Origin of the sequence: Leptolyngbya sp. FACHB-60 (assembly GCF_014695775.1) — a bacterium.
Taxonomy (GTDB): Bacteria; Cyanobacteriota; Cyanobacteriia; order Phormidesmidales; family Phormidesmidaceae; genus Nodosilinea.
In genome coordinates this window covers 23,347-49,973 of the sequence record NZ_JACJOX010000006.1, presented here as the reverse complement: position 1 = coordinate 49,973, position 26,627 = coordinate 23,347, and the positions used below count along the sequence as shown (strand labels likewise).

Below are 26,627 nucleotides of genomic sequence, written 5' to 3'. Positions count from 1 at the left end.
ATTGTTGAACTAATCGTTAAGCGCTGAGGTGCGCGAGTTGCTCAGACAAGCAATGAGCCAAATCAAATCGGGCCAGAACGGTTTCTCTGGCTTGAGCGCGCATCGATTCCGCCCGGTCAGGACAATCTAGAATCGTCTCGACCTGAGCAGCGATGTCTTCCGGAGAAAAGAAATCTGCAAGTAACCCTTGGGTGCCATCGGTGATGACCTCCTCAGCGGGAGCGGTGCGAGAGGCCACAACAGCACATCCCGTTGCCATCACCTCCAGCAGCGACCAGGACAGCACAAACGGGCGGGTGAGATAAACGTGTACCGACGATGCCTGCAATACCTGACGGTATTGGGCATAGGGCAACAACCCAGTGAAGTGGATGCGGGAAAGGTCTAAATCCAGTTCCTCCAGGGCCTTTTGCTTATAAGTGCGACCATCGGGCAGCGACTTACCGTAGGCCACCCGGTCTTCCCCAACGATGACTGTATGACAGTGGGGTCTTCGCTGCTGCAACCGCGCTACCGTTTCCATGAATTGAGGAAACCCACGGTAGGGTTCCATTCCTCGGGCCACATAAGTAATCACCTCATTAACATGGGATAGATCTAACCCCAGGGTGGGCAGCACCAGTTTGGCTCCCGGTTTGAGCCGAAAGTATTCCGTGTCGATACCGTCATGAATCACCGTCAGCTTGGACTGCAATTCCGGCGGAAACTGCTGATACTGCCATTGGGTCGGCGTAACGCCAGCATCACAAGCCGCCAAGTCTAGCAAAATGGGGGCATTCTTAATCCGAATCCTCGCTTCATCATCCGCTGTCAAGGAATCGGCTGGATCAAAATCGGCATCACTGCCATGGGCGTGGTAAAACCATTCGAAATACCCGACATACTTCGCTTTGGGAAAAATATCTTTGATGAACAATCCCGGACCCCATCCCGAATGGGCATACACCACATGGGGATAAAATCCATCGGCCTTGAGTTCTTGAGCCATGCGGTAAACCGCTTGACCCTGCAAAACGGCACTTTCCAGGGAGCGCACATAACGGTGAGCATCCGCCCCAGCTTGACGAGTGGGTTGGTAATACGCCTTTCTCACTCCGGGCAAGCTACCGTCTTGGCGCATCGTGCCAAAGACCACCTCATGGTTGGGGTTTTTAGCCAGTGCCGTTGCCAAGTGGCGAAACTGGGCGGGAAAATTGGGATGCAGAAATAGAATCTTCATAGCGTTGAAGACCAAACTCGATAATTTTGAAAGGCAGTGAATAAAAGTAAATATTTTTGAGGCTCAAAGCTCTTGTTTGCTAGTGAGCACCAGCCTCTGTGAAATGCGATAAAAGACAGATAGTCAGGACAACAGGCCAAGTCAAGTCGATCGCCGAGCTAGCGATCGTTTCGTATTAGTGGTGCTAGAGCGGATCTCGACTCGGCCCCCAGGACCGGAAGCGATGTACGCATTAACACTAGCATCGTCTTCATGGAATGCTTACATTTTCGTCGGCAAAAAAGTCAGCAAAAAAGTCAGATGGGCGATAATCCTTCCCTACAGAGGGTTTGAGATGATGCGCGTTTCACGGAAGACTGTTAAATTAGCGTAAAGTTCAGGTACTATTATTGACCTATCTCCATCCGTAGTACGGAGAATACCTTGGCCAAAGCCAATCGCCCATCCGCACTGCGCCACCAGCCCAGATGAAATACGCCTAACCCTGCGAGCCAAAGACCAGCTAACCAACGACGACTATGCCAATTAGCATTAGCGACAGCCAGATACAGCATTCCCCGCACATAGGCACTTTTTGTAAGCTTAGCCAAACGGCGAATGTGGGTGGCATGGCGTAAGGCGCGAAAGGGTTGATTCAGTTCGCTGTAGCAGTAGCTGAGATTAAACCAGAAGACGGCTTCTGCCACTGGGTCGCTGGCCTGTTGAATGGTTGGAATAACCGCCTCCGTACAGGCGATCGCTTTTCGCCACTCCTTCCTCCTGGCATAAAGTCCACCCTGCGCTGCCGTGCTGACACTAAAGTTACGGATATCTTGAGCTGCTTTCGCAGCCGCGATCGCCGCTTCAAAAGCAGCGTGGGCCGCTTGCCAATGACTAGTGTCAGCCTCAGCAATCCCCAGGTAATGGGCCGCTTCCCATATTTGTTGTTGATTTTGAGCCGACTGGGCTACTTGGAGCTGATGCTGTAGAATCGTGCGTTTGTCCTTTACAGGTGACCAACGTAAATAACTCCCTTCTAGCCGCAGTAATTGAATTCTGTGGGCTTCTGGATCGGTAACCCCTTGGATTCGCTCCCATGCCTGCTGATAAAGATAGGTAGATCGCCGCCACTGTCCCTGCAAAAAACACACTCGCCCCAGCCCGTCTAAAGCAAGGGCTTCCTCTAAAACATCCCGGTAACGACGAGCCCATCGTAACTGCTGCTGATAATAATGAAGGGCGGTTTCGGTATCGGCTTGATGGTAGCTGTATAAACGTCCCAACCCGCCATAGCCTTTAATCACGGCCCGAGGCAGTTTCAGGGTTTGGGCTAACGATAGCTGCTGTTCAAAGGCTTGCAGGGCCGCCCCATGATTGCCCAAGATGGCTTGCACTTGACCAACTTCATAGAGTAGGAAGCATTGCCATTGCTCACTTGACCGAGGGAGCAGCGGAGACAGGAATTCCAGGGCTTCGCTGTAGTGGCCCCAAAACCATAGCTGTCGATGAATGGGATAATTCCCCAGGGGCATCCAGAGCAGTTGCTGAGCAATTGGCCAATCCTGAAGTTCCACCAGATGGTAGTACGCTTCTCGATAACGCTGAGCCACCTTCCGAAGGTCTGCCTCAGGGAGAAAATGGCAAAACCAACGACTGGCCGCCCGTAAATGAGCTTTCCTGCGCCAGGATAGTCCTGTAGCCAAAGAACGGGTCTGTAATCGCTCTCCCAGACAGAGCGGCGACAAGTGCTCTGGCGCAACGTTGTAGATGCCCCAGATTTCCGTTAAATCGTGCCACCAGAGTGGTGTAATGGGGTCTGATTTGGGCGACCGCGGGTTTAGCTCCATGGTTCTAACTGATCTAAGCGATCGAGAGCCGTACATCGCACTAAATTATGGAGGCGATACAGTACCTGGTTAGTATGCAGACATTCCGGTTCCAATAGAAAGCGTCGCTGTAGAGACTGGAAAGCATCGATTAAAGCTCCTCGCTGCATCTCCGGCATCATCAGCGCCAACCAGTCCTCGCGTTCAACTGCTGGTCGATAGGTAGCGCCCATGCATAGTAGATGATGCGCCAGCGGATCAGTCTGCTCCAAGTGATCAAGGGTACGCGCTAGACGCGCTCGAACCAAATCGGTTAACTCACAGTTGTAACTCTCTAGTCTTGGCAAAGCCTGCGTCTGTTCATCTGCCATCCATTGCCGAAACTGCTCTAATTCAGAACCATAATCCTGCCAATAGGTGCTGAGGCTACCGTTATAAGGTTCGCATCGCACCTCTCCAGCAATGACCTTGAGCGCTAGGGGATGACCTTCATACACGTCACTATATTCCTGAAGGATATCTCGATGATCAGGCCCGATGGGAATTTCCCAAGCTGTAAACAACTGAGAGACTTCCTCCGATGACAAGCCCCTTAGACGATGCTCTACCATCCGAGTCGGATAACGGCCTTCGAGCAGCGTGGGTAGCTTAAGTTGGGAGGTAAAAATGAGGGCACTGGCCAGGGAGTCTGCTGCCACAAAGGCTTCTACAAATTGTTGTAGGGTGCGATCTCGAAACTGAGCCTGCCCTAAAGTATTTGTCTGAATCGCGACCTCTGCCATATCTAAAATCAGCAAATGTGCCTGATCTTGCAGCGTTTGAACAACGTGAGAAATGGCTGCATTAATATCCCGCTCGTTGCTCGTCGCTGCATCGCTAAGAATCGCCTGAGCGATCATGGCAAAATCAGCAGGTTTTTTTTCGGCAGGGCTTTTTTCAGCAAAGCGAATAATGTTAAACGAGGGAAACCGCTGGTTTAACTGAGGAAAATAGGTCAAGCGAGCGGCTAGAGAAGTCTTACCGATCCCTGAAATGCCGACCAACGAGACGATCCGAGCATCCCCAAGTAATTCATCTACAATTTGCTGCATCAAAGCCTGACGGCCTACCCAAAGAATGCGATCGCCCATCACTTCGACCACTACGGACTGCGGAGCTGAATGCGATCGCTCCAAAATCTCACGGGCATTTTTTAAGCCAATCTTTTCCTCTGGAGCCAGTAACCCAGCATTTTGCAAGGCTACCGTCAGTTGGTTCCAAAATTGAAAGGCGAGCGATCTCTGAAACGCATTGAGGGTTAAATCATTCGCCTCTTTTTCAGCCCCTGGTAAGGCTTTATAGATTTCCTTGTAGCTGAGACCTGTCACAGCGCCCTTGATCAGACCTTGTTCGATTGTGGTAAAAGAGGTGCCGTGGGTCACTACAAAAGCTTCATTGGCAATGTCAATCAAAATTTCTAGCTGATGATTCATGGAAAGCAACCCTGTAAGCCTCTATTTAGCAGTATTCCCAAGGAACAGTGCAAGGTTGGAAAAGATAAAACGAAAGAGGATTTTCCTGGTAAGGGACTCGCTCCAAAATAGAGTACCAACAGCCGCCCTGAGATAAGCTTGAGGTGTCGACTGTAAATAACAATACTCCGGACAGAAAATTGCCATCCATATGACCTGTAAGCCAGAGCCCACGTTGCTCAAAGTATTTAACGCAATGTCAGCCTGCAACCCAACTTGGATTCAAATAAGCGATCGCTAGAGTGATTGCTCTGTAAGCTTTGTGGCTTCGTTGCTAAAACTGTACGGGCTGTTGAAATAAGCCTTGCAGATGCTGGATGAGACGGTCAAATTAACGCTCAAAGATGCAGTCCAAAAACTCACAGGGCCAAAGAGAAGCAGAAGTTAGACTCATATCAAGGAATAAGAGTGCTATCTTTTGACGAGCCAAATGTAATCTAGCTATTTAATAGATTCCAAAATAACTGCGATTGACGCTATGCAGAGCGTTATGACAGCTAAAGGGGTTAAACAAGTTAAAGCAAGTTGAAGCAGAAGGTAAACAATCTGCACTGCCTGCAATACAGCAGCTACCAAACAGGCAATTACAAAGCCAATAGTTAACAAAAACAACCACTTAATTGAAGTAAATGCTAGTTGCAGGTTGCTGCTATAGGGCGATCGCGTCTGCCAGATATAAGGCGGGAGTCGATCGTTCTGTAGGACAGGCTTGTGAATGTGGAAAGGATGCTTTTTTGATTTCATCTTCAATTCCCTTGGTGAAAAAAGTTTGTTGGCATAGGTCTTGACTGTTAACTGGCGAGTGCTATCCAGGCAAAGTCAATTTAGGACTTCGCCAAACAGCTCTAGCAGATTTAGTTTGTCAAACATCTCGTACTTCCCTAAAAGCTTTATTGATTCAGCCCTTAGAGAGACTAGATTTTTTCTGGTCTGCTGAATCTCGAAAAGTTACAGCGGTATGCAAGATGACCCGGTACAGGTAAGGAGCTTAAGCCTCCTGTTTGCTGGTTGGATTTGTACTTGATCGACATGAACACCGCTATAGTTCAATATTGCTGCTAAAACCAGCTGAAATAAAATTGGCACCTAGAGCGATAGGACAGCGTATTTGTCTACAGGGGCAAGAGATTCGGACTGCTGGCAGGAACTCCATCCGCTCCAACGCTGTGGAAGGGGAATCCTAACTCGCATCCGTCTCAATGCTCAAGACTCTAACGAACTTCACGCAATTTTGTCAATACTTTTTTGTATAAGGTTTTTTAGGGTTAACACAGCCCTATCCACAGGCTCTCCATAATACGCCAGAAGCTCTGTCGAATAAAGATCTTTAGTGCCCTAAGGATCTCGGCACAGGTAGGCTTATAGCGTTAAATGCTTTAATTTTCTTTATAGTGACTTCTCTATGTCAGTCTGTTATAGTAGGCCTACAAGCTTCTACAGTAGATAGAAGCAGTCGGCCGGTTTGCCAAGACCACTAAGATCAGCATCGAGAGTATTGCCTGTCTGTCTTTTAGACAGCAAATGGGCCTATTTCCGTTGTGTAATGGGTGTGCAGCCTACTTGTCAGGTAGATTATTGCTATCTATGCTTAACTGCTCTTCGGCACAACATGCTTGTGGTCTATAGGTCGTCATAGTGTGCAAAGCCTAGTTAACCCTCAATATACAAACCTAAACATCTAATGGGTTCCCTATCCGATTCGGTTTCATGCAAGGAGAAGAAGAGTCCTCTATCTACAGGCCAAAGGCAAACAGAGGCTAATACAGAGGGCCATTGCCTTAGCTCCGAAGATGACGACGATGCAATGCATCTGAAGCCTCAACCTGCTTATACCCCGCAAATCGATGTTCTGCGAAAGCGCCAAAAACTTACACAGCAGGAACTTGCGGAAGGCGTGGGTGTCACCGTAACCACCATCTCAAAGTGGGAGCAAGGAAATAGCGGCACGGAAACAATCCGACGATTTGCCCGACTCTGTGAAGCTTTGCAGTGCAGAATAGAGGATGTAGTCGATGCTACTTCTGAAGAGGCGCTTATCCCTAGAATTGCCGAGCTCCGCAAACAACGAAATTTAAGCCAGCGGGAGCTAGCACGGGCTATAGGGGCTACAGAAGTGACAATAGCTAACTGGGAGAAAGGTCGCAGTGGCCTTGACTGGATAGAACGCTTAATTCGACTATGTGATATTTTAGACTGTAATATTACGGAGATCCTAGTGTATACTGAGCAGGCAGTTCGGGAAAAGAAACCTCCTATATCTGAAATTATTCGGAGGCGACGATCTGGGTTGTGATTTCGTCCTTGAGACCACGTAAGTCCTGGTAGGCCTTTAAATCATCGGTTTTGCAGCTGACTTTCTAGGTCGAGCGGGGTGTTCTTATAGGGCAGCGGAACGAGGAGTTGGGAGTTGAAAACGATTTACCCACTCGTATTATTCTTGACTTAGACTTCACAAAGATCTCCATACTTGATCAGCCTAAGCTGCGAAGTATTTTACGATCGCGGGTAAATGATGTAGTATCCCTTGCTCAAAGGGGCCAAGCTCCATCGTATTTTCTCTGTGCACCTAGTTCAACTCAGGCTGAACTTGTACATCTATTAAGCAAGGATAACGATGTAAGAGATGAAGCAGATGATGAGGATTCAATATTTGACTTCATCGAATTTCTGGATGATAACGAGATATCGGGTATTGCAAGGTTTGGTTCTTTGGAATCAAATGCAAAGCATTATCATTCGGCAAAATATTATTATGTGACCAATAAAAATATTGTCGCTTCTTTGCTTGAAAAAATTTCTTTAGAATATTTTCTGGAAGAGGAGTTTTCAATCTTTTCGGAATGTAAGGTTTACAGTACCAGCTATTCGAATGGCGGCAGTGGGGGAAAAGGTATTCCCGCCATCGCTGATAATAGAAATGATGGAGACAGTCCCGATGAAGGGTCCCAACCTTTGCTTCGAAAAAAACCTCGACCTAATGATGATGGAGGGCATGGGGATTCAGAGCAAAGCTCAAAAAGCTTAGGGTCTAGCAATGCTCAGCCTCGAAGTCTTAGGGATGCAGGATCAGCCGATATTGATTGTCTTAGCAAACTTGGCTGTGGCGACCGCCTAAACAGTTTAAGCAAAGCCCAAAACCTGTTTAATATGGGTTTAGGAGACCCATTGGTAGGCAATTCTGACAACAACGCATTACTTCATAAATTAAGCGATTATCTCCTCTACGGAGGGATTGAGATTGGTCAGATTGATAGGACAGAGAATTACCAACATCTAAACGATCCCTCAGGCCAAAAGGGTTTCTTTAGCTCAGTTAAAGAAGACTACATCCTGAGTGATGAAACACGTATTAACAATAGTAATGAGCACCCTGATAAGTTGATACTCGATAAGTTGGTAGGAGATGGAAATAGCGATGATACTGTGATCGACGGAGAGTTGGGCAATGAAGGCGATGACCTGATCTATGGGGATGACGTTATTTTTGGCAACAACGACGACGTGGCCGCTGGCGGTAGCGGCAGTGACATACTCACAGGCGACGAGGGCAGCGATTATCTCGATGGCAGCGACGAAAACGACCAAATCTGGGCGGGCAGCGACGATGTCATGCAGGGTGGCGACGGCCATCACACCTTAAACGAAGGCGCTGGTCAAGACACCGTCAGCTACCAGTGGGATCCGAAGACCGCGAAAGTTTACCTCGGCTTAGGGGGAGCTAACGATGGCCTTGGCCGATGGGATACACTGATCAACATTGAAAACGTAATTGGCTCAGCCTTTAGTGATGAGCTGCACGGCGACCAGTACAACAACATTTTAGTTGGATTGGAGGGGCATGATCTCCTCTACGGCAACCAGGGCAATGACGTGCTGTTGGGCAATGGGGGGCGCGATCGCCTCTTTGGGGGCGATGGCAACGATACGCTCTGGGGTGGAGGCGGCAACGATATTCTGAGGGGCGGTCGCGGCGAAGATTTCCTCGACGGCGGTTCTGGAGATGACGCCCTCTATGGCGGGGCAAATGCCGATAGGCTCTACGGCCAGGCGGGCAACGATCGGCTGGAAGGCGAAGATGGCAACGATACTCTTTATGGTGGTGATGGCGACGATTTTATCTCGGGGGGGCGCGACTATATAGATGGTGGCAGCAGTCACGATACCCTTTACGGCGGTCATGGGGCCGACACTTTGCTAGGCCAAGCAGGTAATGACCACCTGTACGGCGATGATGGGGATGACCTTTTGGATGGCGGCTTTGGGCAAGATACCGTCACGGGCGGATCGGGGCAAGATACCTTTATCATTGGCGTGAAGCGAGGCATCGATTTTATTCTCGATTTTAATGTTGCTGATGACCGCATTGGCCTGATTGGTGGCCTCACCTTTAGTCAGCTCACCCTAGTTCAAGGTGTAGGTACTGTGGCCAACAGTGCGCTTATTCAGTTTGCAGGGACGGGAGAAACGCTGGCTGCTTTAACCAATGTCAATGTTGATACACTCACTAGCGATTTGTTCCAGACGATGGGTTAAAAGTACGGAAAGTGGCTTGGGTAAACCAGGTCGTTTTCTAAATTGTCTTTCCGACAAACATGCTAGTGTTCAGTCAAAGAAATAATGCCGGGTAGAAAGGGTAGTATCAAGTCAGTTTTCTTGAGGGGTCAAGAAGTACAATGTGAGTTTAAGCGCAGACGAGCGACAGTACCTTGAGCAATTGGTGACGACGGGTAAACAAGCGGCCTCCACGATTAATCATGCGCGCCTTCTCCTGAAAGCTGATGGCCAAGAACCGAGCGGGAGTTGGCGTGACCAGGGCACTGGCGATGGCAATGGGCTTCACGACTCGCCCCATTGCGATGTCCGAATTGCTCAATCTCAGAGGCTTTCAAGCCCTCCTACTTTAACTGACCAGTGCCCCTCCCGCCACTGCTTGTAGTGCCAGTAAACAGTTGAATAAGGCGGCAGGTCTTGGGTCAAGTCTTCCCAATTACAGCCGTTCTTGAGGCGATAGAGGATCCCACCGATAATGCCCCGATATCACCACTTCAGGGGTCGAGTCTTTTGCTTCGTGGGAAAGACCTCAGGCAACAGAGCCTCAAGGATTTCCCACGAAGCATCGCTCAGACTGTTTGAATAGGCCATGGTCACTAGAGTAGACGCTCTCCTAATTCTCGCGTAAACACCAAAAGATCTCAAATGGGCTCTATAAGCGAACCGCCTGAAAGTCGGCAAGATAAGCTGCTAACCTCTGCTTGGTAGGAAGGGTGGGTTTGACATGCCAACGCCACTCTAGGGAGATATTTGACACTAGTGGAGTTCTGCACCTGTACCCAGACCTATCAGCGGTACGCAGAGCAAATTGACCCGTTTCCCAAGAATCTGAATGAGACGGCGCCAGCTTTAGAGGCGCTGTGTCAATACATTGTCGACCCGGTGATTGATGAGTTTGGGCGCGATTCTCCTTCGGAGAGGCTGTGCCAACGCTTTCAGCTCACATACGGCTTTTGCTCGTCGGATTTGAAGCGGTGGCTGGCGAAGAAAGACCCAGTGACAGGTCAAAAGCACGGTATTGGCATATGGCCCACGAGGTGAATCGGAATGGGCGGTATTACTGCGATCGCCTGGGTGCCGCCTGCGATTTCAGAATTCTCGACCTGCCTAGCAACGACCTAGTTGATTGGATTGTGTTCCAGGGACTACCCTTTGACTCGCTCTATTTTTATGGAGCAAATCGACCTATCCACATCAGCTATGGCCCACAGCATAAGCAGCATATCTGGGCATTTACTTCAAAGGGGACGCCTACCAAATTTAGAGCTTAATTTACCTCCTTTCGCCGCACCACCCGGTGTCCCCGCAGCTCTGCCCCGTTCTCTAGCAAGCATTTCTCCCAGCCCCGGCGGTCAAAAATCGCCTTCACATCGTCCAGCAGGCCCCACTTTTGCTCTTGCTGGCTAAGCTTTGCGAACTTGGCGTAGCTGGGATATTCGGATGCAAGGGTTTGGTCTTTTTGGTGGAGTAAGGGTGGGTTGTCGGGATCGTAGTCGCGGTAGCGAACATAGAGATCCTGAAGGGCGATCGCCATGCTGGCCTTCAACGCTGGGTGCGGCTCTTTGTCGAAGTTGGGAAACGCCAGGTAGGTAATCTGCGGTTTCTGGACGTGAAACTTCACCACCGTGGCTTCTTCGGGGCGTCCGATGGTGCGGGAAGCGCAGCCTTCGTAGAGGCGCAGCAGCGGATCGAGCTGGTCTAGAGCAGAGACATGCACCCAGAGAGAGTTGGGGCGCTGCTGTCCTAGGGGACTCTGCCGACAGCGCTGCTCAATCATCTCCGTACGACCCAGGGTCATGAGCATCAGGTCGGCGGCTGTGCAGGCTTGCTGATAGCTGCCGAAGAGGGCTTTGATATCGGCCTGCACCGAGGGCGAGAGGTCTTTAAACTTCGAACGGTGGCCGAAGTGGCTGAGGGCTAGATAGACCAACAGATCGTTGCGGCGCTTGTCGGCGATCGCATCCCATTCCCCCGCATCTGTCGCTTGCAAGACAACAGTGAAGGCCCGTCGAATGCTGCCAAAGGTATCTTGCAAGGGCTCAAGGGTATCGCTGCCCAGTTCCTCGACCGAAGGCAGGCGACCGCGATCGGTGTAGAAGTCCATCAGCGGTTGCAGTTGATCGCGATATTCCTCAAACTTGCTGACCCTGAGGCAAATGCGGGGAGCGGTGGCACGGGAACGGAACCGGGAGGCGCGAAAGGCCTCTGCCTGGGCTTCGTCGCGGAAGACGAAGTAGATGCCCAGGGCAATGGGGATAGCGTCTACCCCGAGCACCTGGTCGATGTAGGCTTTGAGTTCTTCTTGCTCGTAGTACTTCTGGAACGTGTTGCGGCTGGTGATGATGCCGTCGCCGTAGGCGATGACGCCTCGGGTGCGATCGTCAATCAGCACCTGGGCAGCGACGATCAGCACTTTCTGGGCCAGGCCCCAGGCGTTGATCAGGGCTTCGCGCCGCTCGGCGGTGTCTTCGATGACGTTGATCACATAGCCCAAGTTGACCACATCGGCGGAGGCGTGAGGGATATTGGGGCGAAAGTGGGGATCCCAGCCAGAACTGGTGAGACCCAGGCGATGGATGTATTCGATATCGGCCCCGTGGCCGCAGCCGTAGTCGAAGTAGGTGGTGTCGGCGGGGAAAAGGCCAGCTTCAGCAGCGAGGCGGACGGGTTTGGAGGCGGTGACGCGAGCGATCGCAGCCTTATGCCGCTGAATCTTCGGCTTGGCCTGCTGAGCAGACTTGATTGGACAAGCGAGGGCATGGTTGTGAATTTCGATGCCCTGCTGGGTGAGGCGGCGTTCCCAGTTGAGCTGGGTGCCAATCTCGCGGGAGTTGTCTAGCAGGCCCATGGCGACCTGCTGCTGGGTCAAATGGGCGAAGCGGCTGTAGTGGAGATGGTCAGCGGTAATGAAGGTTTCTTTGCGGTGGAGCAGCGGCGGGTTGGGAGCATCACTGTAGTCGCGGGTTTCGACGGTGCCCGTGGCCCAATCGACAATGGTGCTGGTGCGGAGCAGGGGGTGGGGTTCGGTGTCAAACTCGGGGTAGTAGAGGTAGGAAAGTTTAGGATGATCGAAGTGAAACTTGACTAAAGTGAAGGGCATCTCCTTTTTCAGCAGGTTGCGGGCGCACAGCTCCTGGTGCCGCAGGGCGTTGTCTAGGGATGGCAGAGCGGATTGGTGGATGTAAAACGCATTGGGAAGACACTTGCCGATGGCGCTGCCCTGGCAACGCTTCACCAGCTCGGCGTGGGGCAGGCTAGTGGTTAGTTGCAGCGTGACATCAACACTTTGAGTCATATTCAGTACACTTGTATGGCATCCCTAACAGGCATTTCCTAGACCCAGACCACCTGATTGAAAAAAAAATCCTATATCTAGCGGTCGGCTACTCCTTTGCCGTTAGAATGACGCTACCAGACCTCATCACCACTGTGACGACTTGCCTACATGAGAACGCTCAGCTTATTTGAAAGCGATCGCCTCTCCCTCGACCGCAGCATTGAGCTATCGGCAGAATCGTTGCGCCACTATGGTTCTTTGTATAAGCATTGGGCGATCGCGTTCTCGGGCGGTAAAGATTCTTCAGCCACCGTTACATTAGTTGCCGATTTAATCGAGCGGGGGCTAGTGCCTCAACCCGAGAGCGTCACTGTACTTTATGCCGATACCCGCCAGGAGCTGCCGCCGCTGCACAATGCTGCTATGGCGCTGCTAGACAAACTTAAAGAGCGGGGCTTTGATACTCGCGTGGTGCTTCCCAAGCTCGATCACCGCTACTTTGTCTATATTTTGGGGCGGGGTGTGCCGCCGCCGTCGAATACCTTCCGCTGGTGTACGCCCAAGCTCAAGGTGATGAGCATGGAGCGAGAGCTAGAAACCCTGCGTCAGGAGCGGGGTGAAAAGTTTTTGATGCTGACGGGGGTGCGCGTAGGCGAATCTGCCGCCCGCGACCAGCGCATTGCCATGAGTTGTAGCCGCGATGGGGGCGAGTGTGGCCAGGGCTGGTTTCAGCAGACCACCTCTAACGCCGTGGCCGATACGTTAGCCCCGCTGCTGCACTGGCGGATCTGCCACGTGTGGGATTGGCTGGTACAAGCCGATGTGGAGCTGGGCTACCCCACCTTTGATATTGCCGAGGTCTACGGCCACGACCCGCAAGATGACCTGGGTGAGACAGAGTCGATCAATGCCCGCACAGGCTGTATTGGCTGCCCGCTGGTGCAGGAGGATGCCGCTCTGGAGCGGGTGTTGGCGAACTCTAAGTGGACTTACCTGGCCCCGCTGCGGCAGCTGCGCCCGCTGTATTGGCAGGTGAAAAAGCCCCAGTACCGGCTGCGCAAGCATGGGGAAGTGAAGAAGGATGGCTCTTTGGCGAAGAAGCAGGGCCGCCTGGGGCCACTGACCTTAGAAACACGGGAATGGATGCTGGGGGAAATTCTGCGGATTGAAGCCGAGGTTAATGCAGGAGCCGCGCTGATGGGACAGCCGGATATTTGTTTGATTAACGCTGAAGAACTGGCCCGCATTCACGAGCTGATTACCGCTGAGACCTGGCCCGAAAAGTGGGACGGCACCGAGCACCGGGGCGATGAGTGGTTGCCAGAAATTTTGTCAGACGGTAGCGTACAGCCGTTACTTTTCAGTCCTTAGACAACGCAAGTTGGCAAAAATCTTCAATCGATTTTAGATTTAGATCGCCTGCCAGGTAGCCGATACCTCGGTGCAGGTGCAGTCGGAGCTGTGTTGTTAGGGTTTCTGAATCTGTGCCTAGCCCATCTTGGTGGCAGCGCTGCTTGAGGGCAATGAGCAGCTGGTCGGCGATGGGGCCACCAAACACCTGCCAGGTCATCTCCAGGTTGCTGTCGGCGGGGATAGGTACGGGTGAGGGTATCGACGGTTCTGCTAGAGAGCGGCACAGCGCCCAGCGACAGAGCACATTCCAGGTGGGGATTTTGGTGACGCGCTTGAGCTTGATCAGCTGGTCTTTGGCAGATTGGGAGAGTTTGATACGATCGGTCGGTGGTTGCATAGCTAATTGTGTATTACTGTTTCAAGCTCTCGGATAAGCTCGGGTAGGTCTTCGACTACGGTTTGCCAGACAACATCGGTATCTATATCGAAATAGGCGTGGGTTAAGCGGTTACGCATGCTGATGATCTGGGGCCAGGGAATTTGAGGAATGTCAGCTTGGCGTTCTTTGGTGATTTTGGCAGCAGCTTCACCAACAATTTCAATGGCTTTGACCACGGCAAGCAACAGCATGGCATCGGCATCGAGGGAGAGTTTGCTTCTGCCTTTCATGAAGGCGATCGCCTGGTTAGCGGCATCTAGCATGTGCGAATATCGTCATTGAGCGCTGTCATACTGAACTACCGCAGTGCTTAGAACGTTGTCTCGAAAATATCGGCTTAGATCCTTGGAAGTCCTCAGGTCGGCCTCGCGATGAATCAGGTTGGATAGTTCTAGCTCTAGGCCCGCCAAACGGATAAGGCCGGGAATATGATCGGGCTCAAATTCAACCAGGAAGTCGACATCGCTCTCAGCGCTAAAGTCTGCTCTCAGCACAGATCCAAACACCGATAGCTTTTTAATGTGGTGGCGTTGGCAGAACTGTCTAAGCGCGGCCTGGGGAAGTTGAATTTGCATGACTATCTACCAAAAGTAACCTGATACCACCGCTGTCTGTCGCTGCTTTGGATCGTACTCCAAACGGTATTCACGGGAAATTGCCCCGGCCCCGCGCAATCGCTCGACCTCTTCGGCGCGAATTTCGGTATCGGTAGAAAGCAGAATGACCTGGTGGCTGGCCTGGGGAAAGTAGCGATCGACCAGGTGGTTGCGGTGCTCAGAGTCGAGCCTGCCCAGGGGCGTGTCGATCGCCACGGGAAGCTGCCGACCGGAGGCGTTGGCCAGGCCCCAGAGTAATGCGATCGCCAAAATCTGCTTTTCCCCCGCCGATAGCCGGTGCTTGGGTAAACGTTCGCCGTCGTGGTCGTAGAGGGCGAGGCGAAAGGTTTCGGTGTCAATCTGCACTCGGTGGACGAAGTCGGGTTTGCGCAGCAGATAGAGAAAGTGCTTGGTGACCAAGTCTTCTAGGTGGTTGAGCTTGTGGAGCTTGAGCTTTTGCTTAAACAGGGCTAGGGTTTGCTTCACCTTAGCGGCGGATTTGAGCAGGTGGTCAGTGTTCTTGAAGTCGATAGCTAGCTGGCTATAGGTTTGCAGATCTTTTTTGGTGCGATCGAGGGCCTGGTTTACCTGGTTCAGCTGCTGCTCGGCCTTGGCGTAGTCTGTGGCGAGCTGGGCCAGCTTAGTTTGGGCGGCCTTAACCTGCTGAGATAGCTTTTCGTAAATTTCTTCGGTAGCAGAGCTGGCCAGGTAGCGATCGAGAGCTTCAATCTCGGCCTGGCGCTGCTGAGAAGCTTTGAGGTGTGCTTTAGCCTGGCGCTGCTGATTGGGTAGGGTCTGGCCCAGGGTTTGCTCTAGCTGGTGCAGGTGGGCGCTTTCAGCGTCTAGGTATAAGCCGGTTTCAGGCTGGGCTAGGCTTGCCTGGCGGGTTTCTAAAAAGGTTTGAATCTGCTTGGTCGACTTTTGGCCCAGTGAGGTTTGGGCAAACTCCAGCAGGGCCTGGTTTTGCTCGGTGAGTAAGTCGTGGGCCAGCTCGTACTACCGGTGGCGTACTTCGTCATGGGCTTGGGTTTGGGCTGTCGCCAGCAATGGCTCAATTAGGGCTAGGGGCAGCGCCCCCGCTGCCAAATCGCGAAGTTGGCTCTGCTGGTGGTCAAGGTCGGTTGCCAAGTGGGCGCGTTTGGCTTCAAGCTGGGCTTGTTCAGCAGCAATTTTGCCCCCCTCGGCCAAAAACTTGTCTTGGGCCTGCTGAAGTTCGTGCTCGGCCCATTCTTTTTTATTGGTGAGGGATGCAAGCACTTGTTTGGCGCTGCCTTTTTGCTCGGTGAGCTGGTTGAGCTGGGCCTCGATCGCTTCAATTTTTTGCAGATCTTTTTCTTGGGCCAGCTGCTTGCGCTTGCGGGTCATTAGCACGTCGAGGTCGGCGTCGAGGCGTTCGGGTAGCTCTAGGCCGAGTAGCGATCGCATAGCTTGCACTACACCAGGGGGCAGCTCATCCTGCTCGGCCAGCTCGGCTACCTGTTCGCCGTCAAACAAAAATAGGTTAGAGATGCCTAGGGGCAGCAGGGCCTCAATGCGCTCGTCCCAGCCTTTGATCAGGTCTTCGGCGAGCTGGCCATCTTGGTAGACCTCTAGGGTGTCGCGGCCATTTTTTTGCAGCGGTCCCCACTGCCGCCGAATGCGAAATTCTGTGGGCAGGGGGGCGTTGTTGAGGGTGTGCTCTAGCACCAGCTCTAGCAGGGTGGGCTCAGCCTCGGCGTGGCGGTTGCGGCACTGGTTGAGAAAGTCGGCATAGGCGAGGTTGCCACGGGTAGAGCATTGGGCTCGCTGGCCGTAGAGTACTAGGCGCAGGGCATCCATCAGAGTGGTTTTGCCGCCGCCGTTGAGGCCGCCGATGAGGACGATAGGGCGGTTGGTGTTGCCTACGGTGTCGGGCCGTAGGTTGAGCCGGTGCTGCCCACCGTAAGGGCCAAAGTTTTGCAGCGTCAGAGTTTGAAAGATCACAGGGCTGACCCCATCAGCTTATCTACGTCTCTAATAAGTTGGGGGAGACTGGTCTGGATGATATCCCAAACGACAGCGTCTGAAACCACTCCGTAGCTGTGGGTCAAGAGGTTACGAAAGTCTACGATTTTGCGGGCATCAGCAATGTGCTGTTCAAGGTCAGGCGATCGCTTAATTGTCTGATTCAACGCTTCTCCAACGGTGATGAACTGGCGCTCTACGGCGGAACGAACGATATCGTTGGCGCGGTAGCTTTGAAAGCTCTGGTCGGCCACAAACTGGTTGATGAGCTGGCAAGCTTGCTGGATATCGTACAAATATTTTTGGACTTCAAGATCCATAGATGGTCAGACGATTTGGAGCAATGGCTTGCAGAAAGTATGGATTCTTAATGGCTTTGATGTCCACTAGATCGACGGTGCGGCCTAGGGTATTGCTCAAGCCCTGTTTGAGGCCAAAGAAGCGATCGGCTGCTCCCTCGGCGGTTTCAACGGCAAACTCTACTGCAAAATCAAAGTCGCTGGTGGCGGGGTCAAAGGTGGTTTGCGTGGCCGAACCAAAGAGGTCAAGCCGAGCGACTTGGTTGAGGCGACAGAGGGCAGCGATTTCGGACTGCTTGGCCATAATTGCGCTACTGGCGGGCAAGCCTGCTAGACCGGGCAGCGGTGCTGTGTCAGTTCGATCCATGCTCAAAGTTGCCCTTGCGATGTACCCATTGTAACGGGCCTACCTACCCTCCCATTCCCACCCTTCACCCCCCACCCTTCACCCTTTACTCCCTCGGCAAATACTTTACCAACGCTTTCATCACCTCATGGGGTTGAAACTGAAGCGGGCGATCGGCGTTGGGGGCGCTGAGGAAGTCTGTCCACTCGAAGATTTCGGCAAAGCCGAGCTGGTGGAGGGCAACGACGATGGAGCTTACAGACTCTTTGCTGCCGATGACGAGGATCTTGACGGGTTCGCGATCGGGGTGGGGGTAGCTGTGGAGTTTGAGGGTGAGTTCGAGGTGGACTGGGCCGTTGGCATCGGGGTTGAGGATGCGGGCACTGTAGCGGGCGGTGGGGGGTTGGTCTTGCATAATCTTGTCAACCACTAGGACGTTAGAAAGCAATCTACCCTGCCTAGTGGTTGACTGTCAACCACTAGGATGTGTCTGAATGGGTAAAACTCTGAAACCATGAACGCATGGGAAAAGCAGGCAAAGCGCTCAAGCAGGTTTTAGAGGATTACAGCATCAGCCAGTTTGCCTTGGCGGTGGCTATGGATGTGGAGCGCAACAATGTTTACCGCTGGGTGAATGAGAAGCGCGACCCAACGGCTGAAACAGTGGTAGAAATTGTTAGAGCACTAAAGACTCTTAACCCTGAAGCCTCAAAAGCATTTTCTACACTTTACTTGGGTGATGAAGTATGAGTGTTTGTACTTTTGTCTTCTAGCAATCAAGAGATTTTCCAATATTCCATATGCCACTTTAATGCTTCTTTGTCTGGGTAGTAGTCTGTATTATTTGGCAAGGCAATAGTTTCTTTATCAAAATCTTTCATTCCCCGACTCTTTATTGCTTCTTCCTCGGTAAAGCGACCACCTGGAATTAGGATGTGATAATTCTCATTGACTCCAAACCAACCTCTGTCAAATGCCCAGTGGTGATTTTTGCATAATGATAATCCGTTAACAAATAAATCATTTCTGAAGGTCGAGAAAGGCTTTATGTGTGCCCCATCAACCAAGTCAAGATTGCCTTGGCCAATTACTCTCACTCTACAAAAAGCACAGCGGTGATTATAAATTTTGACTATCGTTCTACGGAAAGCACCATTTCGAGCAAATATTCGATCTTCATCTTTTAGCTCTTCAACGCTGTAAACAGCGCCACCAGAATCAAACAGGGATTGCTGTATAGCTTCAAACTCGTCGTACTTAAATGACTCGGCAATCTCACCTCCCTTATCCGGAAACCACGCCTGAATCAGGATTGTAGTCAGTTCCGTGCGACTCTGGGGCGCTTGTAGCAGGGCAAACAGTTCTGCATCCAAGTAGGCATACTTCACTGCCGATCGCAGCGCTGGCAGCGTCCGAATCTTCACCTTCGCTTGTATCGCCGCTTCAAAACCAGGGTTCGGCATCAGGTGCCAAAACTTGTCCCCCGTCAGGTGAAAAAACGGCAGCGCGATATTCGAGTGGTGGTCGCTAGCGACAAACTGATGCCAAAACTTGAGGAAATTTGCCGTCAGTTCCGGCGACAGGTAAATCTCGTTGCGACCAATGTAGCCCTTCTCAAACAGGTCAAGCACCGTTAGCAGCAAGATCGGCTTGTGGGGAGCGGTGCCCCTGGCCCGGTCTACCCGTAGATTGGCAAACTTTTTGGCATAGTAGGTTAAATCTTTAACCAAAATCTGTAATCCTTCGCGTCAGGCTTCTTCTAGCCTGTCTATATACCTGGCATAGGCATCCTTAAAGTACCCTGGTGGATCTTGAAATTCATCGGTTAGTGAAATTTCCTTAATCTCGGCTAGTCGGCCCGAAAACCAGCGGCCCACCAAAACGGCTAATAAGCTCTCTCGGTAAGTTGCCGTTTGCCAAAAATCAAATAGGTCTTCATCCACATAGGCGTAGGCGATCGCCTCCCGCACCTCCGCCAGCGTCTTGAGCTTAATTTTTGCCGCCAGTACTCCCTCAAAGCCCGATTTAGGTACCAAGTGCCAAAACTTACCACTTTTCATGTGAAAGTAGGGGCGCGCAATATCCGGGTTATGACTAGCTGAGCCTAGGTAGCTCCAATACTTAAGAAAAGTGTGGTTTAGTTGGGACGACAGGTTAATACGGTTCTCTACAATGGCATTGCGCTCGAATAGCTCCATCACCGCTAACAGCAAGATAGGCTTGTGAGGGGCTACTCCGTGGGCACGATCTACCCGCAACCGCTGAAATTTCTTTGCGTAGTAGGTTAGCGCATCAATTTCTGCGATAGAGTTCTGCATTCCATGAGTAGAAGGTTTTGCGCCATCATTCTATGAAGTGGTAGGTGCAAGTTTTACACTACATGAAAAACGCAAATAAAGTCGTAGACTCAAAACGGCTGAAAGCCTTGTAATCTCGTCCCCTCCCCCAAAGGCGAAAAAAATAAAGTCCTATACTAGCCTGGTGCCCGAGAGCTACAACGCCCCAGCCTCAAGGCGGTATACAACTTTATTTGCGTTTTTCACAACAACTTTTACAGCTAGATCTTTCCCTACTCCACCGTTACACTCTTGGCCAGATTGCGGGGTTGATCGACGTCCAGACCGCGCCGGGCGGCGATGTGGTAGGCCAGCAGTTGCAGCGGTATCACCGCCACAATCGGCGACAGCAGCTCATCGACCACGGGCACCGGCAGCAGGCGATCGAAGGTTTCCTGGGCATCGGTGTCATTCATGGGCACCACGCCAATCAGCTGGGCGTCGCGGGCCTTGGCCTCTTGAGCGTTAGAGAGCACCTTGTCGTAAACGCTGCCGGGCATGGCGATCGCCACCACTGGCACCTTGGCATCGAGCAGGGCGATCGGGCCGTGCTTCATTTCGCCTGCCGGGTAGCCCTCAGCGTGGATGTAGCTGATTTCTTTGAGCTTCAGCGCCCCCTCAAGGGCAATGGGGAAGTTGATGCCCCGACCCAAAAAGATAAAGTCTTGGGTTTCGTTAAACTCGTGGGCCAGCTCTTCGATATAGCGCTCCTGGCTTTCGAGCACCTGCTCAATGAATGCAGGCAGCTGGTGTAGACCGTTGAGAATGGCCTCGATGCGATCGCCCGTCAGAGTTTCACGGCGGTAGGCCAGCTCGATCGCCAAGAAGTAAAAGGCCATCACCTGGGCGGTGAAGGTTTTGGTCGCCGCCACCCCAATCTCAATGCCCGCGTGGGTGTCGATGATGTGGGGCACCAACCGTGACAGCGAGCTTTCGGGCCGGTTGGTGATGCCGACCATGCGGGGGGCAAAGCGCGGGTCGGGGTGGACAGCGCGCCGCTCTTGCTCCATCTCCAGGGCAGCCAGGGTGTCGGCGGTTTCGCCCGACTGGGTGACGCCAATGGTCAGCGTGTTAGGAATCAGCGGCGTCGGCGAGTAGCGAAACTCGGAGGCATACTGCACCATCACCGGCAGGTTGGCCAGGTTTTCAATCAAGTATTTGCCCACCAAGGCGGCGTGCCAGCTGGTGCCGCAGGCCACAACTTGCAGGTGCTCTAGGCCGTCGAGCAGGGCGTCGGGCAGGCCCAGATTAATGGGCGACAGGGGCCTGTTGGCGCTGTCTACCGTCCAGGCGCTGTTGATGTAAGTTTCGAGGGCAGTGCGCACCACGCCGGGCTGCTCGTAGATCTCCTTGAGCATGAAGTGCTTGAACCCCTGCTTCTCCACCATGATGGGGTTCCAGTTCAGGGTGATGGGGTGCTTGCGCTGGCGATCGCCCGCAAAGTTATACACCTCTACCCCCAGGGGAGTGAGACTGGCCAACTCCCCGTTTTCCATGGGCAGCACGGCGCGGGTGTAGGGCACGATCGCCGGGGTGTCACTGGCGCAGAAAAACTCGCCCTGGCCAAAGCCAATCACCAGCGGGGCCTGCTGACGCACCACCACCAGCTCATCGGGATAGTCGGCGGAAATAATTGCCAGGGCAAAGGCCCCGTGCAGCTGCTGACAGGCGCGGCGGGCAGCTTCTAGCAGAAGCGATCGGCCCTGGGTATCGTCAGGGCTGAGCTGGCTCAGGTGCGACTCGATCAGGTGGGGCACCACCTCGGTGTCGGTGTCTGAGACAAACTGGTGGCCCAGAGCCTTGAGGGTTTCGCGCAGCTCGCGGTAGTTTTCAACGATGCCGTTTTGCACCACGGCCAGACGACCGCTGCCGTCGCGGTGGGGGTGGGCGTTGTATTCTTCAGGTTTGCCGTGGGTGGCCCAGCGGGTGTGGCCAATGCCCAGGCGGGCAGGGTTCTCTTCGCCGTCGATCTTGTCTTGCAGGTTTTGCAGTTTGCCCTTGGCGCGCACGCAGTGCAGCTCGCCTTCGAGCACGGTGGCGAGCCCGGCGGAGTCGTAGCCGCGATATTCAAGTTTACGCAGGCCATCCATTAAGATGTCGGCGGCGGGCCGGGTGCCAATGTATCCCACGATGCCACACATAGCGTTGTCTCCTTGGGTAACTGCCGGGGGTTAACTGCCTGGGTTACGGGCGGGTGTTTTGGGTCAGACTTGACACTCTAGAATACACGCTGTCTCGGCGGGTGAGATCGGTAGGGCATTTCAGAACCCTCAAAAATTAGGGGGCAGGGTGGCCTGCTCAGAGCTGTCTAGCCCCCTTAAATCCTCTAAATCTGGGGAACTTTGAGACTCTAGCTCCCCCAAGATGGGGGGCTGGGGGCCAGATCATGCTTGCGTTAAGCAACACCCAATTTCAAACCTCTTAGCCCCAGCCCTAACCTTCAACGGCGGGTCGGCTCACTAAAACAGGGCGGCGGTTTCGCTAATCGGTAGGGGATGCCCGAGCAAGTACCCCTGCGCTATGGAGACGTGCAGCTCTTTGAGGGCGGCGAGTTCGGGGGCTGTCTCTACCCCTTCGGCGACGAGTTTGCTGCTGCTTTCTTGGGCGAATCCGACTAGGGCGGCGGTTAGGGCTCGGCGATTAAGGTCGGTATCAATACCGCGAATGAGGCCGATGTCGAGCTTGATGATTTCTGGCTTGAGCTTGAGAATATGCAGGAAACTCGCGTAGCCAGAGCCGGCATCGTCAATGGCGAGGCGAATGCCGCGATCGCGCAGGGGCGCTAGGGATTGGCCAAACTGAGCATAGTCGGGGATGGGCACATGCTCAGTCACCTCTAGCACAATGCGCCGGAGCGGTGCCCCCTGAAGGGCGCGGTGGATAGCGCCGTTCAAGATGTTTTTGGGCGAGACGTTGATAGACAGATAAATATTGTCGGGCAGGTGGTCAAAGCCCCTGAGGGCCTTGGCGATCGCCGCCATCTCCAGATCTTCGCTCAGGCCCACCTCAGCGGCCTCGTTAAACCACACATCGGGGCTGCGAATAGGCATCGACCAAAACCGCGTCAGCGCCTCAAAGCCGACAATTTTGTCTTCGCTGAGTTCGACAATTGGCTGGTAGACAACGGTAAACGATTCAGCCTGTAGCACTGAGGTCAGGCGCTGGAGCATCTCTTGGCTGGTGCGCTGGGTAGTTAGCTCTCGACAAATTTGGCGGGAGGCAAAATTGGCGAACAGGTGCATGATCGACAGGTCGCGATCGCCCAGCGTAAAATCGGGCCGGGTGCTAAAGCAGCAGAATGTTCCGTAGATTTGCCCGTTCCCTAAGCGAATGGGCACGCTGAGGTGGGCTCCCACAGGCAAGTCCATGGTGACCGGCAGGTCCAGCGCCGCCGGAATTGCCGAGGCATCTTGAATGAGCTCTGGCAGCCGACCATCGACAACGCGCTGGCAGTAGCTCTCTTCGAGCGGGTCTGAGTCACCCACGGCGATCGGTGGGTGCTCTAACGACGAATCCACATAGCGAAATCGGCGTCTACCGCCCGCAAATTCAGCCACAAACGCCACTTCCATATTGAGGTAGAGGCGAATGGCGGAGAGGGTATCGAGCACGACCTCATCGATCGATTCTTCTCCAGAACTAGACGCTGACAAAAAGACATAGGGTATCAGCGATAACTTGTTAGTTACCGGATCCGGATTCGGTTGTCCAGGCATTGAGCGGCACTCCAAACAGCAATCCGCAGCTGTATTTCAAGTATTTCAGACGATTTTCGGATTCAAATAGTTCTAGGCATCACCCAACAGGTCAGCCAGACCAGAGGCATCAGTGTTCGGTCAAGCCCAGCCCCGGGGTGGGCATCGCCGCTACGCTTGCCCTAAACCCTAGCGAGAACCCCATTCCACAGCCGCAAGTCAAGGGTTTTCTTATTTTGTATCAGGATGACAGTATTATCGGCCAATCGGGGCACCTAGATTTCTACAAAGGGAAAGATATTTCACCGGCGCTGAGCGTTTGACGGCCCGGACGATGGCAATCAGGCTACCGACCTAAGCTTCCCCTAGGGCTAACAAGTCGGCTTCGCTGAGAATGGTAACGCCTAGCCCCTCCGCTTTAGCCAGCTTTGACCCGGCTTTTTCACCCGCCACCAGGTAGTCGGTGGCTTTGCTGACGCTGCTAGTGACTTTGCCGCTAGCAGCTTCGATGATGTCGGTGGCCTGCTGACGGGTCAGGGTGGGCAGGGTGCCAGTGAGCACGAAGGTTTTGCCCGCTAGCGGGCCAGCCGCAGCCGCCTCTGCAAATTCAGTAGCCGCCAGTTGCAGGCCAGCTTGTTGCAGGCGATCGATTAGGGTTTGGTTGGCGGGCACCTGAAACCACTGGTAGACGGCCTGGGCAATTTCGGGGCCGATGCTGTGGACGGTTTCGATTTTTTCGGGGCTAGCGGCGGCGAGGGCGGCGGCACTAGAAAAATGCTGAGCCAGGGTTTTGGCGTTGACGGCCCCCACATGGCGAATGCCCAGGGCGTAGAGCACCGAGGCCCAAGGGCGAGTTTTAGAGGCGGCGATCGCCCCTACCAGTTTTTCGGCTAGCCGCTTACCCATGCGATCGAGGGGTTCTAGCGCCGCTTCCGTCAGGCCGTAGAGGTCGGCGACAGAGTGGACGAGGCCCTGCTCTACCAGCTGCTTTACCCACTTTTCGCCCAGCCCCTCAATATCGAGGGCATCACGCCTGGCCCAGTGGATGATCGCCCCCTGCACGATCGCGGGGCAGGAGATATTGATGCAGCGGGTCACGGCCCCGTCGTCGGGCTTGACCAGGGCGCTACTGCACTGGGGGCAGTGGGTGGGCATGGCGCTCGCGATCGCCCCCGCCGCTCGCAGCTCGGCCAGCACCCGCACCACTTCGGGAATGATCTCTCCAGCTTTGCGCACGACCACGGTGTCGCCCTGGTGAATGTCGAGTTCGGTGAGGCGATCGGCGTTGTGCAGGGTGGCGCGGGCGACGGTGGTGCCCGCCAGCTGCACCGGGCGCAGCTCAGCCACGGGAGTCACTGCCCCGGTGCGCCCCACCTGAAAGCTGACGGCTTCGAGAATGGTGGGTGCTTCTTCAGCCGGATATTTCAGCGCCACCGCCCAGCGAGGAAACTTTTGGGTAAAGCCTAGCCGCTGTTGTAGAGCAAAGTCGTTGAGCTTTACCACCACGCCATCGGTGAGGTACGAGAGCTGAAGGCGTCGGGTGGCCCAGTCGTCGTAGTAGGCCTGCACATCGTCAGCCGATTGGCAAAGCTGGCGGTTGGGGTTGACGCGAAAGCCGAGGGCTTGGAGGAGTTCGAGGGCGGCCCATTGGGTTGTGATTTGATTCGGCGCAGATTGTATCTGCGCCGAATCAAATTGATCTAAATAAACTGTGTAGGCAAAGAAGTCGAGCTTGCGGGCGGCGACAATGCGGGAGTCGAGCTGGCGCAGGGTGCCAGCGGCAGCGTTGCGGGGGTTGGCGAAGAGGGCTTCGCTGCGCTCGGCCCGGTCGGCGTTGATCTGCTCAAACACATCCAGCGGTAGAAAGGCTTCGCCGCGCACTTCGACCACCGGCGGTGGGTTCTCGATGGCCAGCCGCAGGGGAACTGAGCGGATGGTGCGCACGTTGGGGGTGATGTCTTCGCCAGCGGTGCCGTCGCCTCGGGTGACGCCGCGCACCAGTAGACCATTTTCGTAGGTGAGAGCGAGGGCATTGCCGTCAATTTTCAGTTCAGCCACATATTCAACCTCGCCAGCGTCGGGGGCCTGCCTGCGCCAGCGGTCTTCCCAGGCGCGAAACTCGGCCAAATCAAAGGCGTTCTCTAGGCTGTAGAGGGGGATGTTGTGGCGAACGGAGGTGAACTGGCTGGCGGGCCGTTCGCCCACACGCTGAGTAGGGCTGTCGGGGGTGACCAGTTCAGGATGGGCGGCTTCGAGGTCTTGCAGCTCGCGGTAGAGGCGATCGTAGACCTCATCGGGCAGGTCGGGGGCATCGAGCACGTAGTAGGCGTAGCTAGCGGCTTGCAGCTGCGATCGCAGCGTCTGCACCCTGGCCGCTGTGGTTTCGTCGGTGCCGTTGTCGCCCATAGCTCGGTTTCCTAAAATCGCCCGGTGGCTAGTGTAGCGTTGCCACGGACTCAATGCGGTACCATTCACCGCCTATCTCTCTGCACAGAGGTGTATACACTTGTAGATACATCATCTCTGCGGCGGGGATTTACCTATGCGCACACGTGTTTTTCAAAGCGGCAATTCCCAGGCGGTGCGAATTCCCAAAGAACTTCAGTTTGAGCAACTAGATGTGGAATACGACATTGAACGCCAAGGCGATACTCTAATTATTCGTCCGGTGGGGGCACCATTGACTAATGTTTTAGAACAATTTGCCGCTTTTTCTGAAGACTTTATGGCTGAGGGACGCCCCGCGCAAGCCGATCAAGATCGAGACACGCTATGAAATATATGCTTGATACCAATATCTGCATCTATTTGATGAAGCACCAGCCGCCTTCTGTAGCGAAACGTTTTGCAGAATGTCGTCAGGGTGATGTGGTGATCTCATCGATTACGCTGGCTGAACTGGAATACGGGGTTCACGTTAGCCAAGAAGCGACGCGATCGCAGAATCGGCAGGCACTCAATGCTCTAGTTGAGTTGATTCCAGTGGTGGCCTTTGACACTGCGGCGGCGGCGGCCTATGCCGATGTACGTGCTGCCACCCGCGATCGCCGCAGTGATGCCCTCGATAAGCTGATTGCCAGCCATGCTATTGGGCTCAATCTCACCCTAGTTACCAATAACCTAGAAGATTTTCGCAGCTATCCAAATATTGCTCTAGAAAATTGGGTCGATAGCCAAGACTAGAGAATGGATTCCTGAATTAACGAAGGCATGATTG

At 53.5% G+C, this 26,627-nt stretch carries 22 protein-coding genes and 2 pseudogenes; 7 read left to right on the top strand and 17 right to left on the bottom strand.

Features of this window, described 5'->3' with window-relative positions; all coding sequences use genetic code 11:
- Positions 1-16: 16 nt before the first annotated feature.
- The 3 genes from H6F57_RS00930 to H6F57_RS00920 form a co-directional block, all read right to left on the bottom strand.
- Complete coding sequence (locus tag H6F57_RS00930; protein ID WP_190625447.1) at positions 17-1,219, bottom strand: glycosyltransferase family 4 protein; 1,203 nt, start codon at positions 1,217-1,219, stop codon at positions 17-19.
- Positions 1,220-1,605: 386 nt separating this feature from the next.
- Positions 1,606-2,808, bottom strand: coding sequence for a tetratricopeptide repeat protein (locus H6F57_RS00925; protein WP_190625446.1), 1,203 nt, complete (start codon positions 2,806-2,808; stop codon positions 1,606-1,608).
- A gap of 227 nt (positions 2,809-3,035) precedes the next feature.
- On the bottom strand, positions 3,036-4,496 hold the full coding sequence (locus H6F57_RS00920; RefSeq protein ID WP_190625445.1) for an NB-ARC domain-containing protein: 1,461 nt from the start codon (positions 4,494-4,496) through the stop codon (positions 3,036-3,038).
- 1,720 nt (positions 4,497-6,216) lie between these two features.
- On the opposite strand from H6F57_RS00920, the gene H6F57_RS28205 reads away from it, so the two are divergent.
- On the top strand, positions 6,217-6,828 hold the full coding sequence (locus H6F57_RS28205; protein WP_347279957.1) for a helix-turn-helix transcriptional regulator: 612 nt from the start codon (positions 6,217-6,219) through the stop codon (positions 6,826-6,828).
- 107 nt (positions 6,829-6,935) lie between these two features.
- Positions 6,936-9,068 carry a calcium-binding protein gene (locus H6F57_RS00905; protein WP_190625444.1) on the top strand — a complete coding sequence of 711 codons (2,133 nt, stop codon included), beginning with the start codon at positions 6,936-6,938 and terminating at the stop codon, positions 9,066-9,068.
- Between the two features lie 148 nt (positions 9,069-9,216).
- On the opposite strand, the gene H6F57_RS00900 is transcribed toward H6F57_RS00905, so the two are convergent.
- On the bottom strand, positions 9,217-9,387 hold the full coding sequence (locus tag H6F57_RS00900) for a hypothetical protein (RefSeq protein ID WP_190625443.1): 171 nt from the start codon (positions 9,385-9,387) through the stop codon (positions 9,217-9,219).
- A 449-nt stretch (positions 9,388-9,836) separates the two neighbouring features.
- Between H6F57_RS00900 and H6F57_RS28200 the strand changes: the two are divergent.
- Positions 9,837-10,357 (top strand): annotated as a pseudogene (locus tag H6F57_RS28200) (hypothetical protein).
- On the opposite strand, the gene H6F57_RS00890 reads toward H6F57_RS28200, so the two are convergent.
- Positions 10,354-12,381: a DNA phosphorothioation-associated putative methyltransferase gene (locus tag H6F57_RS00890; protein ID WP_190625442.1), complete on the bottom strand. Its 2,028-nt coding sequence runs from the start codon at positions 12,379-12,381 to the stop codon at positions 10,354-10,356. The pseudogene H6F57_RS28200 and the gene H6F57_RS00890 overlap by 4 nt on opposite strands.
- A gap of 150 nt (positions 12,382-12,531) precedes the next feature.
- On the opposite strand from H6F57_RS00890, the gene H6F57_RS00885 reads away from it, so the two are divergent.
- Positions 12,532-13,734 carry a phosphoadenosine phosphosulfate reductase family protein gene (locus H6F57_RS00885; protein ID WP_190625441.1) on the top strand — a complete coding sequence of 401 codons (1,203 nt, stop codon included), beginning with the start codon at positions 12,532-12,534 and terminating at the stop codon, positions 13,732-13,734.
- Here the strand turns inward: H6F57_RS00885 and dndE are convergent.
- The 7 genes and pseudogenes from dndE to H6F57_RS00850 form a co-directional block, all read right to left on the bottom strand.
- Complete coding sequence (dndE, locus tag H6F57_RS00880) at positions 13,724-14,113, bottom strand: DNA sulfur modification protein DndE (RefSeq protein WP_190625440.1); 390 nt, start codon at positions 14,111-14,113, stop codon at positions 13,724-13,726. The genes H6F57_RS00885 and dndE overlap by 11 nt on opposite strands.
- Before the next feature lie 2 nt (positions 14,114-14,115).
- Positions 14,116-14,418 (bottom strand): HepT-like ribonuclease domain-containing protein, encoded by a 303-nt coding sequence (locus tag H6F57_RS00875; RefSeq protein WP_190625439.1) that lies wholly within the window; start codon positions 14,416-14,418, stop codon positions 14,116-14,118.
- Between the two features lie 12 nt (positions 14,419-14,430).
- On the bottom strand, positions 14,431-14,730 hold the full coding sequence (locus H6F57_RS00870; RefSeq protein WP_190625438.1) for a nucleotidyltransferase domain-containing protein: 300 nt from the start codon (positions 14,728-14,730) through the stop codon (positions 14,431-14,433).
- A gap of 6 nt (positions 14,731-14,736) precedes the next feature.
- Positions 14,737-16,713 (bottom strand): annotated as a pseudogene (gene dndD / locus H6F57_RS27345) (DNA sulfur modification protein DndD).
- On the bottom strand, positions 16,710-17,054 hold the full coding sequence (locus H6F57_RS00860) for a HepT-like ribonuclease domain-containing protein (RefSeq protein ID WP_190625437.1): 345 nt from the start codon (positions 17,052-17,054) through the stop codon (positions 16,710-16,712). The pseudogene dndD and the gene H6F57_RS00860 overlap by 4 nt, the downstream one beginning before the upstream one ends.
- Positions 17,044-17,400, bottom strand: a complete 357-nt coding sequence (locus H6F57_RS00855; RefSeq protein ID WP_199289562.1) for a nucleotidyltransferase domain-containing protein — start codon at positions 17,398-17,400, stop codon at positions 17,044-17,046. Before H6F57_RS00855 ends, H6F57_RS00860 begins: the two co-directional genes overlap by 11 nt.
- An 85-nt stretch (positions 17,401-17,485) precedes the next feature.
- Positions 17,486-17,794: a hypothetical protein gene (locus H6F57_RS00850; RefSeq protein WP_190625436.1), complete on the bottom strand. Its 309-nt coding sequence runs from the start codon at positions 17,792-17,794 to the stop codon at positions 17,486-17,488.
- Between the two features lie 107 nt (positions 17,795-17,901).
- Between H6F57_RS00850 and H6F57_RS00845 the strand changes: the two genes are divergently transcribed.
- The gene (locus tag H6F57_RS00845) at positions 17,902-18,129 is read left to right on the top strand and encodes a helix-turn-helix transcriptional regulator (protein WP_190625435.1); all 228 of its coding nucleotides are present in this window, start codon (positions 17,902-17,904) and stop codon (positions 18,127-18,129) included.
- Between the two features lie 26 nt (positions 18,130-18,155).
- Here the strand turns inward: H6F57_RS00845 and H6F57_RS00840 are convergent, their stop codons facing one another.
- From H6F57_RS00840 to ligA, 5 genes are all read right to left on the bottom strand, one after another.
- The gene (locus H6F57_RS00840) at positions 18,156-19,109 is read right to left on the bottom strand and encodes an HNH endonuclease (RefSeq protein WP_190625434.1); all 954 of its coding nucleotides are present in this window, start codon (positions 19,107-19,109) and stop codon (positions 18,156-18,158) included.
- Positions 19,110-19,127: 18 nt separating this feature from the next.
- Positions 19,128-19,697 carry a hypothetical protein gene (locus H6F57_RS00835; protein WP_190625433.1) on the bottom strand — a complete coding sequence of 190 codons (570 nt, stop codon included), beginning with the start codon at positions 19,695-19,697 and terminating at the stop codon, positions 19,128-19,130.
- Between the two features lie 251 nt (positions 19,698-19,948).
- A complete protein-coding gene (gene glmS / locus H6F57_RS00830; RefSeq protein ID WP_190625432.1) occupies positions 19,949-21,856 on the bottom strand; it encodes a glutamine--fructose-6-phosphate transaminase (isomerizing) in 1,908 nt (635 codons plus the stop codon).
- Positions 21,857-22,174: 318 nt separating this feature from the next.
- Complete coding sequence (locus tag H6F57_RS00825; RefSeq protein WP_190625431.1) at positions 22,175-23,431, bottom strand: EAL domain-containing protein; 1,257 nt, start codon at positions 23,429-23,431, stop codon at positions 22,175-22,177.
- 333 nt (positions 23,432-23,764) lie between these two features.
- Positions 23,765-25,816: an NAD-dependent DNA ligase LigA gene (gene ligA, locus H6F57_RS00820; RefSeq protein WP_190625470.1), complete on the bottom strand. Its 2,052-nt coding sequence runs from the start codon at positions 25,814-25,816 to the stop codon at positions 23,765-23,767.
- 136 nt (positions 25,817-25,952) lie between these two features.
- On the opposite strand from ligA, the gene vapB reads away from it, so the two are divergent.
- Complete coding sequence (vapB, locus tag H6F57_RS00815; protein ID WP_190625430.1) at positions 25,953-26,186, top strand: type II toxin-antitoxin system VapB family antitoxin; 234 nt, start codon at positions 25,953-25,955, stop codon at positions 26,184-26,186.
- Positions 26,183-26,593 carry a type II toxin-antitoxin system VapC family toxin gene (locus tag H6F57_RS00810; RefSeq protein ID WP_190625429.1) on the top strand — a complete coding sequence of 137 codons (411 nt, stop codon included), beginning with the start codon at positions 26,183-26,185 and terminating at the stop codon, positions 26,591-26,593. The genes vapB and H6F57_RS00810 overlap by 4 nt, the downstream gene beginning before the upstream one ends.
- The last annotated feature ends 34 nt before the right edge of the window (positions 26,594-26,627 follow it).